The organism is Pseudomonas sp. DC3200b2, assembly GCF_049895785.1.
In the GTDB taxonomy this organism is placed as follows: Bacteria; Pseudomonadota; Gammaproteobacteria; order Pseudomonadales; family Pseudomonadaceae; genus Aquipseudomonas; species Aquipseudomonas massiliensis.
The window spans coordinates 42187-58035 of the sequence record NZ_JAFCTA010000004.1 but is presented as its reverse complement, the minus strand read 5'-3'; the positions used below and the strand labels follow the sequence as shown (position 1 = coordinate 58035).

Here is a 15849-nt window from a genome sequence, read left to right as displayed (position 1 = left end):
CATGGTGATGGCCGGGGCACTTGCCTTGGCCGTCAGCGTTCCGATAGCCGCGGCACCGAGGGATTGTGCCGAACTCAAGGCCGAGATCGAAGCCAAGATCCAGGCGCAAGGCGTAGTGGCCTACACGCTGGAAGTTGTACCCGCCGCCGAAGCCACCGACCCGAGCATGATCGTGGGTAGCTGCGAGTACGGCACTCGCAAGATCATCTACCAGAAGAACGATACCTGATCGACATCTTTCCCTGACTAGAACAGGCAGTTGACTTGCCGCTCGGTCGCCAGGGTGGCACCTTGGGCGTCATACAGGAAAGCGAAGGTCTGCAGGCCGAGGTTACGCGCTTCCAGGCGGTAGCGCTGGCCGGCCTTGAAGTTGTCGTAACGCAGGTCAACGTAGCAGATACGCTCCGAGGGTTGCCCCATGGGCAGCGAGGCGGTGGTCACCTCATAATCGAAGCGAACCCGAAGTTCGTGAGCGCCAGGGCGCACCTGAAAGAAGCGGCCATCCTCCAGGCGCTGCCCATCCAGGCGCTCGGCCATCACCATCTTGCCGGTACGGGTGAACATCTGGACCCAGGCCTGGGCTGGATCCGGCGTGGGCACTGGCGTGTTGCTACAGGCGCCAAGCAAGGCGAAAAGAACGAACGGAAGGTTGCGGCGCATAGGTCAGGTCTCGATTGGGCCCTGTCAGCATACGCCGCCATGTGAATTCATGCGCGCTGGCAGCCCGCCGGTCGCGCGCGTCCGACCAACCGGCTCTGCTCATCATAGAGCTTGGCCCAGGGCGTAAAGCCCAGGCTGCCGACTTCGAGGCGATAGCGTTCACCGGCATTGAAGCCTTGATATTTGATGTTCAACTGGCAGTCGCGTTGCAGCGGCTCGGCCTGGGGACCAATGTTGTCGGGAGTGACGGTAAATTGATAGCGCACAGTGAGCTCATGGCTACCTGGCTGAACCTCGAAGTAACGAGAATCTTCCAAGGCTTGGGCATCGACCGTCTGCGCATGCAGGCTATCGTCCTTGGGCATGTGAAGGTCTACCCATGCCTGGTTGGGGTCCGGTTTGGGCAAGCCCATGCAGCCGCCGAGGCTGACTAAGGCGACAAGCAACAGGATTGTACGCATGAAAGGTGCTCCAGCAGGCATGATAAGGACCTCGGACCAGGCCCTGTGAGGCCACTTCAAGGCGACCTGACGCATGTTCGGATTTATTTTCTGGCGTTCGCGCCACGGCCCTCTCGACCGTCTTTCCAGGCTGTTGGTTCCCATGGCAGGGTGTTTTCTGCTCGGCGGTTGCTCTACCCTGGACTACTACCAGCAGCCGGCACGTGGCCAGTTCGCCTTGCTTCGCGCGCGCGAACCGGTCACACAGACAATCGCCGATCCCCGCACTACACCAGCCTTGCGTGCCCGACTGGTCGACGCCCAGCAGGCACGGACCTTCGCCAGTGAACAGCTAGGCCTGCCAGACAACCGTAGCTATCGTCTGTATGCCGACATTCACCGGCCCTACGTAGTGTGGAACCTGTTCGCGACGCCCGAATTTTCCCTTGAGCCGGTGCAACACTGTTTTCCCATCGCTGGCTGCGTGGCCTACCGTGGCTATTACGAGCAAGGACGCGCCCGTGGCGCGGCGGCGCTGATGCGCTTGCAAGGACTGGATGTATACCTCGGTGGGGTCGAGGCCTATTCCACGCTGGGATGGTTCGATGACCCGATCCTCAGCTCCATGGTGGGCTGGGACAGCGAACGCCTCGCCAGCCTGATCTTTCATGAACTGGCGCATCAGCTGATCTATGCGCCGGGGGATACCTCTTTCAATGAATCCTACGCCACCTTCGTTGAACGGGAGGGTACCCGCCAATGGCGCCGCGCGCGTGGTCTGCCTTCGGTCGAGCAAGCTCCGGAAGAAAAGCGGGACGTCTTCGTTCAACGGGTGCTTGGGTTGCGCGACCGCCTCGGCATGCTATACGCCCAGCCCATGGCGTCCACGTTGATGCGAGCCCGGAAAGCCGCCTTGATCGAACAGTTTCGCCAAGACTACCGGCAGTTGCGGGACAGCCTGTGGCAAGGAAAGGGGCCGTACGACGCTTGGGTGCAAGGGCCTATCAACAATGCCAAGCTGCTCCCGTTCGGTCTGTACGACCAGTACGTTCCAGCCTTTGCCCGGCTCTACGAGCGCGCCGGACAAAACTGGCGAGCCTTTCATGAAGCGGTTCGCAGCCTCGCCGGACAATCCGCTGAAGCGCGACAGCGAGCGCTACAGGCGCTGCTCGCTGAAGGCTCGGTGTAGGGCCGCAAGGGTGGCGAAATGGAATTCAGGCGCTTCGGCTTCCAGTTCCTCAAAGCTGCCGAAGCCGTAGCCGACCGCTACAGCGGCAAGGCCGTTGCGACGCGCCCCGATCAGGTCGTGCTTGCGATCACCGATCATCAGGGTATCGCTAGGGTCCAGCCCTTCGACTTCGAGCAGGTGGGCGATCAGTTGGACCTTGTCGGTACGGGTGCCATCCAGTTCGCTGCCGTAGATCAGCTTGAAATGCTGGTCGAAGCCAAAGTGCCGGGCGATCTCGCGGGCAAAGGCCCAGGGCTTGGAGGTCGCCACGAACAGAGTACGTTCCTGGGCGCGTAGCAGATCGAGGAGTTCAATGACGCCTTCGAACATCTCGTTCTCATACAGACCAGTGACCTTGAATCGCTCGCGATAGAAATTTACTGCTTCCCAGGCGCGTGCCTCGTCGAACCCATAGAACTGCATGAAGGCTTCTAGCAACGGCGGGCCGATGAAATGCTCCAGCTTGCACAGGTCGGGCTCGTCGATGCCGAGTTTGGCCAGTGCATACTGGATGGAGCGGGTAATGCCCTCGCGCGGGTCGGTGAGGGTGCCGTCCAGGTCGAAGAGAACATTGTGATAGCGCATCAACGGGCCTCGGGCTGGCATCGATCGAAGCCTTCGGCCAGGTGCTGGTCCTTGAGCTTGACGTAGTTGCCAGCGGTATAGGTGAAGAAGCTGCGCTCCTTCTCGGTCAGCGGCCGCACCTGTTTCACCGGGCTACCCACGTACAGAAAGCCGCTTTGCAGGACCTTGCCAGGCGGCACGAGACTGCCGGCACCTATGATCACGTCGTCTTCGACCACGGCGCCATCCATCACCGTGCTGCCCATGCCGACCAGGATGCGGTCGCCCAGAGTGCAGCCGTGCAGGATCACCTTGTGGCCAATGGTGACGTCATTGCCGATTACCAAGGGAAAGCCCTTTTCGTTGTAAGGCCCGGCATGGGTGATGTGCAGCACGCTGCCGTCCTGCACGCTGGTGCGTTGGCCGATCCGAATGCGGTGCATATCGCCGCGGATGACGGTCAAAGGCCAGACGGAGCTATCCTCGCCGATATGGACATCGCCGATGACTACCGCACTGGCGTCTACAAAGGCTCCTGGCCCGACCACGGGGCTGTGCCCTGCGAATGTGCGAATCACGATAGTCTCCTTCTGTACCGACAATAGGCGCCACCGATGCTGCGGTGACCGTTGATTGTAATTAAGATGAACCAGTGTTTCTTCTCCAAGCCAAGGTATGTGACCGTGACCGAGACCAATCCGCTGCTCCAGCCCTACGATCTGCCGCCCTTTTCGGCGATTCTGCCCGAGCACGTTCAGCCGGCGATCGAGCGCATTCTCGCGGATAACCGCGCCCAGGTCAGCGCCATTCTCGAGCGCCAAGGCAGCGAGCCCAGTTGGGAAGGGCTGGTACTGGCCATGGACGAGCTCAACGACCGCCTCGGTGCGGCCTGGAGCCCGGTCAGCCACCTCAATGCAGTGTGCAACAGCCCTGAGCTGCGCCAGGCCTACGAGGCTTGCCTGCCCGCCTTGAGCGCCTACTCCACCGAACTGGGCCAGAACCGCCAGCTGTTCGAAGCCTTCCAGGCACTGGCGGCAAGCCCCGCCGCCCAGGGATTCGACATGGCCCAGAAGACCATCCTGGAACATTCGCTGCGAGACTTCCGCCTTTCCGGCATCGACCTGCCGGCTGAACAGCAACAGCGCTATGCCGAGGTGCAGAGCAAGCTCTCCGAGCTAGGCAGCAAGTTCTCCAACCAACTGCTCGACGCCACCCAGGCCTGGACCAAGCTGATAACGGACGAGCAGGCGCTGGCAGGCCTGCCGGAATCGGCGCGCGCGCAGATGGCGGCCGCCGCTCAGGCCAAGGGCTTGGAAGGCTGGCTGATTACCTTGGAGTTCCCCAGCTACTATGCGGTGATGACCTACGCCGAAGATCGCGCTCTGCGCGAGGAGGTCTACCGGGCCTACTCGACTCGCGCCTCCGACCAGGGGCCCAATGCCGGCCAGTTCGATAACGGGCCGGTGATGAACGAAATCCTCGACCTGCGTCAGGAACTGGCCAGGCTGCTGGGCTTTGGCAACTACGCAGAACTGAGCCTGGCCACCAAGATGGCCGAATCCAGCGACCAGGTGCTCGGGTTCCTGCGTGACCTGGCCCAGCGCAGCAAGCCGTTCGCCGCTCAGGACCTGGAACAGCTCAAGGCTTTTGCTGCCGGGCATGGTTGCCCGGATCTGCAAAGCTGGGACAGTGGCTTCTATGGGGAAAAGCTTCGGGAGCAGCGCTATAGCGTTTCCCAGGAAACCCTGCGTGTCTATTTCCCCATCGACAAGGTGCTCGACGGGCTGTTCGCCATCGTGCAGAAGCTCTACGGCATCGAAATCGCGGAGCTGTCCGGCTTCGATAGCTGGCACCCGGACGTACGTCTGTTCGAGATCACGGAAAACGGCCAGCATGTGGGGCGCTTCTTCTTTGACCTCTACGCGCGCGCCAACAAGCGCGGCGGCGCCTGGATGGACGGTGCCAAGGACCGTCGGCGCACAGTCGATGGCCGCCTGCAAAGCCCGGTCGCCAACCTGGTCTGCAATTTCACCCCAGCGGTACCTGGCAAGCCAGCGCTGCTGACTCACGACGAGGTGACCACCCTCTTCCATGAGTTCGGTCATGGCCTGCATCACTTGCTCACTCGCATCGAGCATGCTGGAGTGTCCGGCATCAACGGCGTGGCCTGGGATGCGGTAGAGCTGCCGAGCCAGTTCATGGAAAACTGGTGCTGGGAGCCCGAAGGCCTGGCATTGATGTCTGGCCATTACGAAACTGGCGAGCCGTTGCCCAAGGACCTGTTGGACAAGATGCTGGCGGCGAAGAACTTCCAGTCCGGCCTGATGATGGTGCGCCAGCTGGAGTTCTCGCTGTTCGACTTCGAGCTGCACGTCAGCCACGGCGACGGGCGCACTCCGCTTGAGGTGCTCGAAGGCATCCGCGATCAGGTGTCGGTCATGCGGCCACCGGCGTACAACCGCTTCCCCAACAGTTTCTCGCACATCTTTGCCGGTGGTTATGCCGCGGGCTATTACAGCTACAAGTGGGCCGAGGTACTTTCGGCGGATGCCTTCTCCCGCTTCGAGGAGGACGGTGTGCTCAACCCCGAAACGGGGCGGGCATTCCGTGAAGCCATTCTGGCGCGGGGAGGTTCCCAGGCGCCTCTGGTACTGTTCAAGGATTTCCGCGGCCGAGAGCCATCCATCGATGCGCTGCTGCGTCACAGCGGCCTGGTGGAAGGCGAGGCGGCGTGATGGAGGCTGTGGTGAGCAAAACCAAGAAGCGGTTCATCGCCGGGGCGGTTTGCCCGGCCTGTAGTGAAATGGACAAGTTGATGATGTGGAACGAAGACGACGTTCCTCATCGTGAATGCGTGGCCTGCGGCTATTCCGATACCCTCAATGCCCAGGGCCAGTCCATTCCTCGTGAGTTGGGCACCCGAGTGAACCAGGCCGAAGCCAAGCCCAAGCCGAAGGTGCAGACCGTGCAGTTCTTCCCCAACCCCAAGTTGAAGAAGTGACGTCTGCCCGGTGGGAGTCAGCGCCAGCTGGCGAAATCGGCTTCAAACCGTCCCACCATGGAAGTCAGCCGGCGTGAAAACGCTCCATGCTGTTGCTCAAGTGCAGCAGCATGGCTGCTCGGGCGGCGTCGGCGTCTTGTCGTCGAATGGCGGCATAGATGGCTTCGTGTTCAGCCTGGGCCATGCGCCCCAGTACCGTGAAATCCTCGCCGCCGCGCTCCTGGTGGTTGAGCTGGGTGCGTGGAATGAGCGCGGCGCCCAGGTGCAGGAGCATCTCTGCAAAGCAGTCATTCCCGGTGGCCTGGGCGATAAGCAAGTGGAACCGGCGATCAGCTTCCACACAACTGTCGTTGTTGGCCAGCAAGTTTTGGTAATCGTCCAGCGCCTCGCGCATCTGTGACAGTTGAGCTTCGCTGCGCCGCCGCGCCGCCAGTGCCGCCGCCTGAGTTTCCAGGCCCATGCGTAGCTCCAGCACGCTACGCACGTTGGTCAGGGTAGCGACGTTGAGGCGCATGCCAGCCTGGGGCACGCGCTCCATCACAAAGGTACCCACACCGTGCCGAGTCTCTACCAGCCCGGCGGCCTGGAGTTTGGACAAGGCTTCACGCACCACTGTGCGGCTCACGCCATGCTCGCCAACGATGGCCGTTTCTGAAGGCAATTTCTGCCCCATAGGGTAATCGCCGCGAAGAATGCGCTGGGTCAGCTCATTGACCAGGTCGTGTGCCAGGTTGGGCGCGCGGCGTCGAGTGGCTTGTTCGCTATGGGAAGGCATGTCGCAAGTCCGATGCATGAGATGGTCATCTTAACATCCACGAGCGCAACGGGCTTGTTGTATGACAACACACCTTTAACCCTGGGGGTCCTTGGTGTTTTTACGGTATACGCCCAGCGTAATGGGTCAAAGGATTGTAGCGTTGGGAAACCAGTTGTATGATGTCTATCAGCGTAGGGGTCGTTTAGCCCTGATCGCGGTTTGAGGCGCAACGCGCCCTACCCCGCATAAAAATAACAGTGGGAGTATCAATGTGAGCAATTCGAAGGTGGTCGCCGGCTCCGGCGAAATCGACACAGTGCTGGCTCGTGCCGTGGCGAAGGTGAAGCAGCGCGTGCTTCCGCTGTTCGTCATCATGTTCATCGTCAACTACATTGACCGGGTGAACATTGGCTTTGTCCGCACGCATCTTGAACACGACCTGGGTATCGGTGCCGCGGCTTACGGATTAGGCGCCGGGCTGTTCTTCATTGGCTATGCCTTGTTCGAAGTCCCTTCCAATATCCTGCTCCAGCGCATAGGCGCCCGTTTGTGGCTTACCCGTATCATGTTCACCTGGGGCATCGTAGCTACGCTGATGGCCTTCGTGCAGAACGAAACTCAGTTCTACATCCTGCGCTTCTTGCTGGGCATCGCCGAAGCAGGCTTCTTTCCAGGCGTGATCTACTACTTCACCCGGTGGTTGCCCGGTGTCGAGCGTGGCAAGGCCATCGCCATATTTCTCAGCGGCTCGGCCATCGCCTCGTTGATTTCCGGCCCCTTGTCCGGCGCATTGCTGGGCATCGAGGGCCTGAACCTGCGCGGCTGGCAGTGGATGTTCCTGATCGAAGGGCTGGCATCAGTGTTCCTGTGTTTCATCGTGTGGTTCTGGCTCGATTCGCGGCCCCATGATGCCAAATGGCTCAGCCGAGATGAGCAGGACGCGCTGGTACAGGCCATCGACCAGGAGCAACGCGAGCGCGAGGCACTCGCCACCGTGAAACCGACCATGGGCCAGTTACTCAAGGACGGACAGATCCTGCTGTTCTGCCTGTTGTACTTCTGCATTCAGCTGACCATCTATGCCGCGACCTTCTGGCTGCCCAGCATCATCAAGAAAATGGGTGACCTCAGCGATTTCCAGGTGGGCCTGTTCAACTCGATTCCCTGGCTGATTTCGATCATTGCCATGTATGCCTTTGCCGCCGCTTCTGGCAAATGGCGCTTCCAGCAGGCCTGGGTTGCCTGTGCCCTGCTCATCGCCGCGTTGGGAATGTTCCTGTCCACCACGGGCGGCCCGATCTTCGCCTTCGTGGCGGTATGCTTCGCCGCCATTGGCTTCAAATCCGCCTCCGCGCTGTTCTGGCCGATCCCTCAGGCTTACCTGGATGCGCGAATCGCTGCGGCGGTCATCGCGCTGATCAACTCCCTCGGTAACCTGGGGGGCTTCTTCGCGCCAGCCACCTTCGGTTTCCTGGAACAACAAACCGGTTCCATCGTTGGTGGCCTGTATGGCTTGGCCGGCACCTCGATCCTGGCCGCCATACTGGTGTTCTTCGCCAAGACCCGCCCCGGCGCTCAGCCGCCCTTGAACCAGCCAGGCGCGGGTACCGCCCTGGGCAAGCCTCACTGAGACTACGGAACCTGACAAGGACATGACCATGAACGATCTTTCCCGAACGGCCGGCCAGGCCCCCGTCGTCACTGACCTGCAAGTGATTCCAGTGGCTGGGCATGACAGCATGCTGCTCAACCTCAGCGGCGCGCATGGACCCTTCTTTACCCGTAACATTGTGATCCTCAAGGACAACGCCGGGCATATCGGCGTTGGCGAAGTGCCTGGTGGCGAGCGTATCCGTGAAACCTTGGAAGACGCCCGCGCGCTGGTGGTCGGCCAGCCCATCGGCCAGTACCAGCAGATCCTCAATCGCATGCGCGAGGCCTTCGCGGCGCGGGACAGCGCCGGCCGTGGGTTGCAGACCTTCGACCTGCGCATCACCATTCATGCGGTAACCGCCATGGAAGCGGCCCTGCTCGACCTGCTGGGCCAGTTCCTCGACGTGCCAGTGGCCGCGCTTCTGGGCGAAGGGCAGCAGCGCGACGCGGTGAAGATGCTGGGTTACCTGTTCTACATCGGTGATCGAGGGCAGACCACCCTCGGCTACCGTAGCGAAGACGGCCCTGACGACTGGTTCCGCCTGCGCAACGAAAAGGCCCTGACGCCGGAAGCGGTGGTCCGCCTGGCCGAAGCCGCCCAGGCCCGCTATGGCTTCAACGATTTCAAGCTCAAGGGTGGCGTGTTGCGCGGTGAGGAAGAAATCGAAGCGGTCACCGCTTTGGCCGAGCGTTTCCCCCAAGCCCGTATCACCCTGGACCCGAACGGCGCCTGGTCGTTGAAGGAAGCCATACGCCTCTGCCGAGACCAGCATCATGTGCTGGCCTATGCCGAAGATCCCTGCGGAGCGGAAGACGGTTACTCCGGCCGTGAAGTGATGGCTGAATTCCGTCGTGCGACCGGCCTGCCCACCGCAACCAATATGATTGCCACGGATTGGCGGCAGATGGGCCATGCCATCCAGTCCCAAGCCGTGGACATTCCGCTGGCGGACCCGCACTTCTGGACCCTACAAGGCTCCGTTCGAGTGGCCCAGATGTGCAACGATTGGGGTCTGACCTGGGGCTCGCATTCGAACAACCATTTCGATATTTCCCTGGCCATGTTTACCCAGGTGGCAGCGGCGGCACCGGGCGAGATCACTGCCATCGACACGCACTGGATCTGGCAGGACGGTCAGCGTCTGACCCGCGAGCCACTGCAGATCGTCAATGGCCATGTCGCCGTGCCGAAGAAGCCAGGCCTGGGTGTGGAAATCGACATGGACGCCGTGGCCAAAGCCCATGAGCTGTACAAGGGAATGGGTTTGGGTGCTCGCGACGACGCGGTAGCGATGCAGTTCCTGATCCCGAACTGGCGCTTCGATAACAAGCGGCCTTGCCTGGTGCGCTAGGCGACAAGGGGCAGTACCAAAGGGCGGAGCAGGTCTATACTGGTTTTTCATACAGTATAGGGCCTGTTCCATGTTACCCAGAGCTCCCCAGCGCGGCCGCGGTGCGGTCAGCAATCCGGACAACCGTTTTCACAGACAACGCTCGGTGCTCGAGGATGATGGCTGGCATCAGGAAGTGCCAGCCAGCGTCCACACCGAGGTCCGTATCGAAGCGGCGAAAACCATCATCACCCGCAACAGTTCACCGGATATCCCCTTCGATCGCTCGATCAACCCCTACCGAGGCTGCGAGCACGGTTGTATCTACTGCTTTGCCCGCCCTACCCATGCCTATTGGGACATGTCACCGGGGCTGGATTTCGAAACGCGCCTGATCGCCAAGACCAACGCTGCGCAACGGCTGGAGGAAACCTTGGGCAAACCGGGTTACCGGTGCGCGCCCATTGCCCTGGGCGCCAACACCGACCCTTACCAGCCTATCGAACAGGACTGCCGCATAACCCGGGAGCTGCTGGAGGTTTTGCTGCGGTATCGCCACCCTGTAACCGTCACGACCAAGGGCGCGATGATATTGCGTGACCTGGACATCCTTCGGGAATTGGCCAGCCTGCGCCTGGTGCGAGTCATGATCAGCCTGACGACACTGGACAACGACCTCAAGCGTACCTTGGAACCACGGGCCGCGGCGCCTGGGGCGCGTTTGCGAGCCATACGGGTGCTGGCTGAAGCAGGGATACCCGTAGGGGTAATCTGTGCGCCTGTCATTCCGGCCATCAACGATCATGAGCTCGAAGCCATGATCCAGGCCGCCGCGAAAGCCGGGGCGAGCAGCGCCCATTATGTGTTGCTGCGCTTGCCGCTGGAGGTAGCGCCGCTGTTCGAGGAATGGTTGCGTGTTCATTATCCGCAACGGGCGAACCATGTTCTCAGCCTAATTCGGCAAAGCCGGGGTGGTGAACTCTATGACGCACGCTTCGGTGAGCGCATGAAGGGAGAAGGTGTTTTTGCCCAGATGGTTGCCAGGCGCTTTGCCCATGCTGTCAAGCGGGCCGGCTTTCAAGCACGTGCTGACGATGGCCTGGATTGCCATGCGTTCAGCCCACCGGGGCAGCAACTGTCACTGCTTTAAGCTTTGAAATAGGAGTTGGCTGTTGAATATATAGAGCAGTAAGCAGACTGCCAGCATTTAATGTTATTTAGCTATTAGTCCATCAGTCCGGAAGTCCTTTATGTCTGGATAAGGACACTTAAGCTTTGATTAAGGTCAAGATATTAGTTTGAGAATTGTCTCATTCGGTCACACTTTGTTTAATACCTGGGTGAAAGCTTTCAGTGTAGGATTTTTCTCCACCCCTTGTGGGGCGAGTCTTACCGTCAAGAGGATCAAGCATGGATTCGATGGATCAACCCCTCCCCGACCCGGCCACTGTCGACGAAAGCGCTGAGCAGTCGCTGCAACGTATCGTCAACGGCTTCCGCCATTTCCACCAAGAGGTGTTTCCGGAACAGCAGGCGCTTTTCAAGAAGCTGGCCACGGCGCAGCGGCCGCGTGCCATGTTCATCACTTGCGCGGATTCGCGGATCGTGCCCGAGTTGATCACCAATAGTTCCCCTGGTGATCTGTTCGTGACCCGTAACGTCGGTAACGTGGTCCCTCCCTATGGCCAGATGAACGGGGGCGTTTCCACCGCGCTTGAATATGCGGTGATGGCGCTTGGAGTCCAGCATGTGATCATCTGCGGCCACTCCGATTGCGGCGCGATGCGGGCCGTGCTGAACCCGGACAGCCTGGAAAAGATGCCGACCGTAGCCGCCTGGCTGCGCCATGCCGAGGCGGCGAAAACCGTGGTGCACGAGAACTGCAATTGTGGTTCGGAGGCCGAGACCATGGCGGTGCTTACCGAGGAAAACGTTATCGCTCAGCTTCGCCACCTGCGCACCCACCCCTCGGTGGCCGCGCGCATCGCCAGCGGTCAGTTGTTCATCCACGGCTGGGTATACAACATCGAAACCAGCGAAATCAAAGCCTACGATGCCGAGCAGGACTGCTTCCTGCCGCTGGACAGCCCTGATACCCCTAGCGCGACGCCCAAGGGACGCTTCTAGGAATGCAGCACACGTAGACCACCGCTGCCCGTCGATGGGCCATGCCTAATGGATCAGTGATTACAGGCCAGGGTTGAACGCCATCTTCGATGAAGTTCTGGCCGCTTCCGTTTTCAATAAGAACAATCAAAAACGGGTACTTCCTGCAGGAATTGGATGAAGCTGGCGAAGCGGCTGCGTGCCGCATTCGCCAGTTTCGCTGTCCCGCATTCGACGTGCCTGTTCATAACGGTCCGGCCACGGCCTGAAGTAAGTTCAGGAGAGCAACGTGACTATTACGCAAATAAAAGCGGCTTTGCCGCGCGAGCTGATGGCTTCGGTAGTGGTATTTCTGGTAGCGCTGCCGTTGTGCATGGGTATTGCCATTGCCTCCGGCGTGCCGCCAGCCAAAGGGTTGATCACCGGCATCGTGGGCGGCTTGGTCGTCGGCTTCCTGGCAGGCTCGCCCCTTCAGGTCAGCGGGCCTGCCGCCGGGTTGGCGGTATTGGTATTCGAGCTGGTCCGCCAGCATGGGCTGGGAATGCTGGGCCCGATCCTGGTACTGGCCGGTGGGCTACAGTTGCTGGCCGGGCGCTTCAAGCTCGGCTGCTGGTTCCGGGTCACCGCGCCTGCCGTGGTGTATGGAATGTTGGCGGGGATCGGCATATTGATCGTGCTTTCGCAGATCCACGTCATGCTGGATCAGGCGCCCCAGCCTTCGGGGATGGCCAACCTGCTGCAATTTCCAGGCGCGGTGGGGGATGCCCTGCCTACCTTGGGCGGAGGATTAGGCTGGCAAGCCGGCCTCCTGGGCTTGTTGACCATTGCCATCATGTGGACGTGGGAGAAGCTACGTCCGGCACGGTTGCGTTTCATTCCGGGCGCCTTGCTGGGGGTCACCGCCGCTACGGTGATCAGTCTGCTGCTACCCCTCCAGGTCAAGCGGGTGCAGGTGCCTGAAAACCTTGCTGAGGCCATCGACTGGCTCACCCCTACCGACCTGATGGCGCTGGCTGATCCCGCCGTGCTGATCGCGGCCGTGGCCCTGGCATTCATCGCCAGCGCCGAAACGCTGTTGTCTGCCGCCGCGGTAGATCGCATGCACAGTGGTCCGCGCTCGGACTTCGACCGCGAGCTGTCTGCCCAGGGCGTGGGCAACATGCTCTGCGGTGTGCTGGGTGCCTTGCCCATGACCGGGGTGATCGTACGCAGCTCGGCCAATGTCCAGGCTGGGGCGCAAACCCGTGCCTCGGCCATTTTCCACGGCCTCTGGCTGCTCGCCTTCGTGCTTTTGCTCTCGACAGTGTTGCAGAGCATTCCAGTGGCTAGCCTGGCCGGTGTGCTGGTGTTCACGGGTGTGAAACTGGTGGATTTCAAGGCCTTCCGTGGGCTGGGTCGTTATGGCCGCATGCCGATGTTCACCTATGCCGCAACAGCGCTGGCCATTGTGTTCACTGACTTGCTGACCGGCGTGTTGCTGGGCTTCGCCCTGACCCTGCTCAAGTTGGCGCTGAAAGCCTCTCGCCTGAAGATCGCTCTGATACCCTTGGGCGAAGGTCAGCTGGAGCTGCGCCTGACGGGCGCGGCCACCTTCCTGAAGGTGCCGGCGCTGACCAAGGCCCTGGCCAGCATTCCCCCCGGCAGCCATGTGCACGTGCCCCTTGGCGGCTTGAGTTACATCGATCACTCATGTCTGGAGCTACTGGAAGATTGGGGCCGCGCCAATCAGGCCAGCGGCTCGCGCCTGACCATCGAAACCCGTGGGCTCAAGCGCAGGGTCGAGGGTCGCCTGCGCACAACCACCGGCCTGAGCGCGAGCGGGTAAGGCCGGCGCCTCAGGCGATATCCAGCCCCACGCCCAGTTGGCGGGACAGGCAGGGCCAGCGTTTCCAGGCCGCGCCCGTCTCGGGGCTGGTGAGCCTGTCCTTGTAGGCCTGGACAGTGTCCTGCTCGAAGGCTTCGTCATCGAGCAGCTGGTCCATGGAGTGATGCACCACCTCGTCCAGTTGATTGGCGAAGGGCTCGCCGATCAGATTGTGGGCGATCAGGTTCGCCACTGTGGTATCTACCGGAATCAGCGGCTGGGAAAAGTGACGAATATAAAGGTCGTTGACCTCTTCCACCAAGCGATGGGCCAGGTAGGCTTCATCCAGCAGGCCGTCCATGCCGTCATGGCCGTTCAGGATAGCGGGCGGCTGCAGAAAGTATTCCGTGGCGATGTTGAGTACAGGATGGATTTGCGCGGCTATGCCAGCGTCTATGGCCACCTGGGCCGCCGCATCGATAAGGTCCGGCACCTGCTGGATGTATGCGTCAACGAAGCGCGGGAGCAAGGCATCGTCGCTCATGGGCGCTTCAGCGAAGGTGATCGAATGATGCAAATTCGAACGGTGCTCCTCCAGGTGCCGGGCCAATTGCCCGGTTCGCTGTTCATGTGCATGGGCGCGGTCGATCAACTCGCGTATGGCGGCGGTATTCATGGTGTCTCCAGCTAAACATGACGCAAAGCCCCTACGATAGTCGCGGCCCAGCGCTGAATAAGATGAAATTGTCATAACCATGGCCTGGTTATTTCATTAGGTTATGTCATATGGCCAGTACTGATTGCTCGCGCGAGGTTGCGCCTCGCCCTTCAGCCTTTTAGCGTAGCGGCTTCTGCCTCGGGAGCTGAACATGACTCGTCTGGAAAAAACGGCCGCTGCTGTCATTACTGTAGCTGCCCTGGGTGCAGGTTGGGCGGTTGAGCGGATGCTCAGCCAGGAAGGCCCTGATGAACGTACCGAGTTGGTCGAGGCCGGGATCATCCTTCTGCCTCAGGGCCGCGCCGTGCCGACCGTCACCATGACGAACCAGGATGGACAGGCGGTCGCCATGGATCAGCTCAAGGGCGCCTGGAGCCTGCTGTTCTTCGGCTATACGTTCTGCCCGGACATCTGCCCCACTACATTGGCGCAACTGCGCGAGATCAAGCGCAAGCTCTCGCCTGAAATTGCGGGGCGGCTGCGGGTGTATTTAGTCAGCGTCGACCCCCATCGGGATACGCCAGAGCAGCTCAAGAACTACCTGAGCTATTTCGATCCAGGGTTCGTTGGCTTGACCGCGCCTGAGGACGTTCTGACGCAGTTGTCCACGGGCCTGAGCATCCCCTACCTCCCCGCTGACACAAGCAAGCCCAACTACACCGTACAGCACAGCGGCAACCTGGCGGTGATTGGCCCTGACGGTCGGCTACGCGGTTTCATCCGCGCGCCTTTCGATTCGTCCCAATTGCTGCGGCGGCTGCCGCAGCTGGTCGAGGGAAGTTAGTTCAAAAGGCGGGCAAAACCGCGCCCTTGTATTTATCCAGAATGAACTGCCTGAGCTCAGGGCTGTGCAGCGCCGTGGCCAGCTTCTGCATGGCCGGGCTGTCCTTGTTGTCCGGACGGGCCACCAGGATGTTTACATAGGGCGAATCATTGCCTTCGATGACCAGGGCGTCATGGGCCGGATCCAGCTTGGCCTCGAGGGCATAGTTGGTATTGATCAGGGCCAGGTCCACCTGAGTCAGCACACGTGGCAGCGTGGCGGCTTCCAGTTCGCGGATCTTCAGATCCTTCGGATTCTCGATAACGTCCTTGGGTGTTGCCAGGATATCCCGCGGATTCTGCAGTTTGATCAGGCCGGCGTTCTGCAGCAGCAACAGGGCCCGCCCACCATTGGTGGCATCGTTGGGAATGACCACGTTGGCACCGCCAGGCAACTCGGCCAGGGTCTTGTACTTGCTCGAGTAGGCGCCCAGCGGCTCCAGGTGAACGCCGGTGACCGCGAGCAGATCAGTGCCCTTGCCATTGTTGAACTCGTTCAGATACGGCTGGTGCTGAAAGAAGTTGGCGTCCAAACGCTTCTCGGCGACCTGAACGTTGGGCTGCACATAATCGGTGAAGACCTTGATGTTGAGGTCTACCCCTTCGGCGGCCAGGACGGGTTTGACGAACTCAAGGATTTCGGCGTGGGGTACCGCCGTGGCGGCCACGGTCAGGGTTTCATTGGCCTGGGCGGCAAGCGAGAACACGGCGGCGAAGGCCGCAAGCAATTTTTTCATGGAAAGGCTCCTGCGGGCCGCAATCGGC

General features: G+C 60.8%; 17 protein-coding genes. 10 read left to right on the top strand and 7 right to left on the bottom strand.

The genetic code is table 11. The annotated features are described in order from the left end of the window. Position 1: 1 nt before the first annotated feature. The gene (locus tag ACP691_RS12885; RefSeq protein WP_426151131.1) at positions 2–229 is read left to right on the top strand and encodes a DUF1161 domain-containing protein; all 228 of its coding nucleotides are present in this window, start codon (positions 2–4) and stop codon (positions 227–229) included. A 17-nt stretch (positions 230–246) separates the two neighbouring features. Here the strand turns inward: ACP691_RS12885 and ACP691_RS12880 are convergent, their stop codons facing one another. Together ACP691_RS12880 and ACP691_RS12875 are read right to left on the bottom strand one after the other, a co-directional pair. Then, the gene (locus tag ACP691_RS12880) at positions 247–660 is read right to left on the bottom strand and encodes a hypothetical protein (RefSeq protein WP_426150997.1); all 414 of its coding nucleotides are present in this window, start codon (positions 658–660) and stop codon (positions 247–249) included. Between the two features lie 47 nt (positions 661–707). Then, on the bottom strand, positions 708–1121 hold the full coding sequence (locus ACP691_RS12875; RefSeq protein ID WP_426150999.1) for a hypothetical protein: 414 nt from the start codon (positions 1119–1121) through the stop codon (positions 708–710). 73 nt (positions 1122–1194) lie between these two features. Between ACP691_RS12875 and ACP691_RS12870 the strand changes: the two genes are divergently transcribed. Continuing rightward, positions 1195–2289 carry an aminopeptidase gene (locus tag ACP691_RS12870; RefSeq protein ID WP_426151001.1) on the top strand — a complete coding sequence of 365 codons (1095 nt, stop codon included), beginning with the start codon at positions 1195–1197 and terminating at the stop codon, positions 2287–2289. Here ACP691_RS12870 and ACP691_RS12865 read toward each other — a convergent pair. Next, positions 2257–2913, bottom strand: a complete 657-nt coding sequence (locus tag ACP691_RS12865; RefSeq protein WP_426151003.1) for an HAD family hydrolase — start codon at positions 2911–2913, stop codon at positions 2257–2259. The two genes, ACP691_RS12870 and ACP691_RS12865, sit on opposite strands and share 33 nt — an antisense overlap. Next, complete coding sequence (locus tag ACP691_RS12860) at positions 2913–3473, bottom strand: gamma carbonic anhydrase family protein (RefSeq protein WP_426151133.1); 561 nt, start codon at positions 3471–3473, stop codon at positions 2913–2915. The genes ACP691_RS12865 and ACP691_RS12860 overlap by 1 nt, the downstream gene beginning before the upstream one ends. 102 nt (positions 3474–3575) lie before the next feature. On the opposite strand from ACP691_RS12860, the gene prlC reads away from it, so the two are divergent. Continuing rightward, positions 3576–5627, top strand: a complete 2052-nt coding sequence (gene prlC, locus ACP691_RS12855; protein WP_426199710.1) for an oligopeptidase A — start codon at positions 3576–3578, stop codon at positions 5625–5627. Continuing rightward, positions 5627–5893, top strand: coding sequence for a YheV family putative zinc ribbon protein (locus ACP691_RS12850; protein WP_187375315.1), 267 nt, complete (start codon positions 5627–5629; stop codon positions 5891–5893). The genes prlC and ACP691_RS12850 overlap by 1 nt, the downstream gene beginning before the upstream one ends. Before the next feature lie 64 nt (positions 5894–5957). Here ACP691_RS12850 and ACP691_RS12845 read toward each other — a convergent pair whose 3' ends face one another. Further along, the gene (locus ACP691_RS12845; RefSeq protein WP_426151007.1) at positions 5958–6668 is read right to left on the bottom strand and encodes a FadR/GntR family transcriptional regulator; all 711 of its coding nucleotides are present in this window, start codon (positions 6666–6668) and stop codon (positions 5958–5960) included. Positions 6669–6921: 253 nt separating this feature from the next. On the opposite strand from ACP691_RS12845, the gene ACP691_RS12840 reads away from it, so the two are divergent. From ACP691_RS12840 to ACP691_RS12820, 5 genes are all read left to right on the top strand, one after another. Further along, complete coding sequence (locus ACP691_RS12840) at positions 6922–8280, top strand: MFS transporter (RefSeq protein ID WP_426151009.1); 1359 nt, start codon at positions 6922–6924, stop codon at positions 8278–8280. A 28-nt stretch (positions 8281–8308) separates the two neighbouring features. Continuing rightward, entirely contained in the window at positions 8309–9655 is a 1347-nt protein-coding gene (gudD, locus tag ACP691_RS12835; RefSeq protein ID WP_426151011.1) for a glucarate dehydratase, read from the top strand. A 70-nt stretch (positions 9656–9725) separates the two neighbouring features. Next, positions 9726–10784 (top strand): PA0069 family radical SAM protein, encoded by a 1059-nt coding sequence (locus ACP691_RS12830; protein ID WP_426151013.1) that lies wholly within the window; start codon positions 9726–9728, stop codon positions 10782–10784. 260 nt (positions 10785–11044) lie between these two features. After that, a complete protein-coding gene (locus tag ACP691_RS12825) occupies positions 11045–11761 on the top strand; it encodes a carbonic anhydrase (protein ID WP_040260469.1) in 717 nt (238 codons plus the stop codon). A gap of 310 nt (positions 11762–12071) precedes the next feature. Next, positions 12072–13565 (top strand): SulP family inorganic anion transporter, encoded by a 1494-nt coding sequence (locus tag ACP691_RS12820; RefSeq protein WP_426151136.1) that lies wholly within the window; start codon positions 12072–12074, stop codon positions 13563–13565. A gap of 10 nt (positions 13566–13575) precedes the next feature. Here ACP691_RS12820 and ACP691_RS12815 read toward each other — a convergent pair whose 3' ends face one another. Beyond that, on the bottom strand, positions 13576–14220 hold the full coding sequence (locus tag ACP691_RS12815; RefSeq protein WP_040260471.1) for a hypothetical protein: 645 nt from the start codon (positions 14218–14220) through the stop codon (positions 13576–13578). Positions 14221–14413: 193 nt separating this feature from the next. Between ACP691_RS12815 and ACP691_RS12810 the strand changes: the two genes are divergently transcribed. Next, positions 14414–15046 carry an SCO family protein gene (locus tag ACP691_RS12810; protein ID WP_426151016.1) on the top strand — a complete coding sequence of 211 codons (633 nt, stop codon included), beginning with the start codon at positions 14414–14416 and terminating at the stop codon, positions 15044–15046. A 1-nt stretch (position 15047) separates the two neighbouring features. Here the strand turns inward: ACP691_RS12810 and ACP691_RS12805 are convergent, their stop codons facing one another. Next, positions 15048–15821 carry a MetQ/NlpA family ABC transporter substrate-binding protein gene (locus tag ACP691_RS12805; RefSeq protein ID WP_426151018.1) on the bottom strand — a complete coding sequence of 258 codons (774 nt, stop codon included), beginning with the start codon at positions 15819–15821 and terminating at the stop codon, positions 15048–15050. Between the last annotated feature and the right edge of the window lie 28 nt (positions 15822–15849).

Excerpts from the sequence above, each read along its gene's own strand:
- ACP691_RS12815 (WP_040260471.1), bottom strand. The coding sequence starts at position 14,220 with ATGAATACCGCCGCCATACGCGAGTTGATCGACCGCGCCCATGCACAT.
- ACP691_RS12880 (WP_426150997.1), bottom strand. The coding sequence starts at position 660 with ATGCGCCGCAACCTTCCGTTCGTTCTTTTCGCCTTGCTTGGCGCCTGT.
- ACP691_RS12870 (WP_426151001.1), top strand. The coding sequence starts at position 1,195 with ATGTTCGGATTTATTTTCTGGCGTTCGCGCCACGGCCCTCTCGACCGT.
- gudD (WP_426151011.1), top strand. The coding sequence starts at position 8,309 with ATGAACGATCTTTCCCGAACGGCCGGCCAGGCCCCCGTCGTCACTGAC.
- ACP691_RS12810 (WP_426151016.1), top strand. The coding sequence starts at position 14,414 with ATGACTCGTCTGGAAAAAACGGCCGCTGCTGTCATTACTGTAGCTGCC.
- ACP691_RS12850 (WP_187375315.1), top strand. The coding sequence starts at position 5,627 with ATGGAGGCTGTGGTGAGCAAAACCAAGAAGCGGTTCATCGCCGGGGCG.
- ACP691_RS12805 (WP_426151018.1), bottom strand. The coding sequence starts at position 15,821 with ATGAAAAAATTGCTTGCGGCCTTCGCCGCCGTGTTCTCGCTTGCCGCC.
- ACP691_RS12845 (WP_426151007.1), bottom strand. The coding sequence starts at position 6,668 with ATGCCTTCCCATAGCGAACAAGCCACTCGACGCCGCGCGCCCAACCTG.
- ACP691_RS12865 (WP_426151003.1), bottom strand. The coding sequence starts at position 2,913 with ATGCGCTATCACAATGTTCTCTTCGACCTGGACGGCACCCTCACCGAC.
- ACP691_RS12820 (WP_426151136.1), top strand. The coding sequence starts at position 12,072 with ATGGCTTCGGTAGTGGTATTTCTGGTAGCGCTGCCGTTGTGCATGGGT.
- ACP691_RS12875 (WP_426150999.1), bottom strand. The coding sequence starts at position 1,121 with ATGCGTACAATCCTGTTGCTTGTCGCCTTAGTCAGCCTCGGCGGCTGC.
- ACP691_RS12885 (WP_426151131.1), top strand. The coding sequence starts at position 2 with ATGGTGATGGCCGGGGCACTTGCCTTGGCCGTCAGCGTTCCGATAGCC.
- ACP691_RS12830 (WP_426151013.1), top strand. The coding sequence starts at position 9,726 with ATGTTACCCAGAGCTCCCCAGCGCGGCCGCGGTGCGGTCAGCAATCCG.
- ACP691_RS12825 (WP_040260469.1), top strand. The coding sequence starts at position 11,045 with ATGGATTCGATGGATCAACCCCTCCCCGACCCGGCCACTGTCGACGAA.